The sequence below is a fragment of the Corynebacterium sp. HMSC074A01 genome (genome assembly GCF_001831515.1).
GTDB lineage: Bacteria > Actinomycetota > Actinomycetes > Mycobacteriales > Mycobacteriaceae > Corynebacterium.
The window spans coordinates 1-1805 of the sequence record NZ_KV825609.1 but is presented as its reverse complement, the minus strand read 5'-3'; the positions used below and the strand labels follow the sequence as shown (position 1 = coordinate 1805).

Annotated in this window: 1 protein-coding gene; it reads left to right on the top strand. The window is 59.3% G+C overall.

Going from position 1 to position 1805, the window contains the following annotated elements:
- Positions 1–164: 164 nt before the first annotated feature.
- Positions 165–1778 (top strand): IS21 family transposase, encoded by a 1614-nt coding sequence (istA, locus tag HMPREF2550_RS03765; RefSeq protein WP_246819748.1) that lies wholly within the window; start codon positions 165–167, stop codon positions 1776–1778.
- Positions 1779–1805: the final 27 nt, after the last annotated feature.

The window sequence follows — 1805 nt, the reverse complement described above, 5'->3', positions numbered from 1 at the left end:
TGTTGCGACCGGCTATTTGGTAGCAGTGTCGTGACTATCTGGTAGCGCTTCAGTGAGTATCTGGTAGCAGCTCACAGCGCTCGGGGTGATACTTCCGGTAGCCGCACCACTGGGGTGCGGCGCGTACTGGAAGGAGTCCGCTGATGACGGATTACCGTGCGGTGATGACGCTGCTGATTAGGAAGCGTTCTTACCGCCAGATTGAAGACCAGCTCGGGTGCTCGCACCGCGCGATTTCTCGGGCGAACCAAGCGCTGCGAAGCCTTGGCCTGACTACTGCCCAGCAGGTCGCGGCGTTGACGAATGATGAGCTAGACGAGATATTCGTTGACGGGCGCAGCAGTGGGCAAGGCGAGTTCGTCCCGATTGACTTTGACGCGGTCGTCAAAGCACGCACAGGGCGTGTGAAGCAGACACTGCAAGTATTGTGGGCTCGCTACACCACGATCCCCGCCCAGCCGGGCCAGCGCCATTACAGCTACGACCGGTTCCGCCAGCTGGTCGCTTCCCATGTCGATGCAGCCGGGCTTACCGCCCGGATCACCCATGCACCAGGGCATACGATGCAGGTGGATTGGGCAGGGACCAAGATGCGCCTGTACGACCCTGCGGGCACACCGGGTGCGAAAGTCAGCATTTTCGTCGCCTCGCTGCCGTATTCAGGAATGCTGTTTGCTTGTGCGTGTGTTGACCAGCGACAACAGTCCTGGCTTGATGCACACCGCCAAGCGTTTGACTACTTCGGCGGGGTCTGCCAGGTTGTTGTCCCCGATAACGCGTCGACGGCATCAAACGCGATCAGCACTGCCGATAGGAATCGGAAGGTCAATGACACCTACCAGCAATTCTTGGAGCACTACAACACAGCAGCACTTCCCACACGCGCGCGTCGGCCGAAAGATAAAGCGAATGTGGAAGCTGCGGTAAAGATCGTCACGCACAAGATCATCCACGCCCTTGAAGACCACCAGTGTGTTGACTTAGACGAGCTCAACGGAAAGATTGTGGGCTTAGTCGACGCGATCAACACCGCCGTGCCGTTTCGCAGCCAGCAGTCAAGCCGCAGGGATCTCTTCGAAGCACACGAGCAGCATCTCCTTGCCGATCTGCCGGCAACCCCGTGGCAGCACACCGAGTGGAAGCGTGCGAAAGTAGCCCCGGATTTCCATATCACGGTTGCAACGGTGCGCTACTCCGTCCCGCACCAGCTTGTTGGCCGCACTGTCGATGTGCGCATCACCGGCCAAGTCTTGACCGTCTTTGACCAGGGGACAACCGTGGCAACCCACCGGGTTTCGCATAAGCGTGGGGCCTATGTCACTGACTATGAGCACATTCCATCTGGAATGGACTCCACCCGTGGACTGTGGACAAGCGACTACTTTTATCGCGAAGCCAGCAAAACCGGCCCGGCAACACGCAAGGTCATCGAAGAACTCATCGCGGCGAAAGCCATCCCAGCCCAGGCCTACCAGTCCTGTAGAAACGTGCTGTCGATGGGCAAACACGGCAACAAACCAATCCTGGAAGAGGCATGCCAGCGCCTGATGGCCAACGACGGCAGCCGACGGGCGGTGTCATATACCGCAGTCAAAAACATGATGGCCGCCATACGCAAAGAACACGCCACCCGGCCCCGCGGCTCTGACCAGCCCCCGCGCAGCACCACAGTCAACCAGCCCACCGCCCCTGCAATCGTCGACCGGGATACCACCGGCGCGTTTCTCGGCGGTGCAGACCAGTTCAGCATGGACAACCTCGCTAAGAAAGGACACTAAAGCCCATGTCATCACCAACCCCGCCAA

Coding starts and splice junctions, on each gene's coding strand:
- istA (WP_246819748.1), top strand. CDS start 165: ATGACGCTGCTGATTAGGAAGCGTTCTTACCGCCAGATTGAAGACCAG.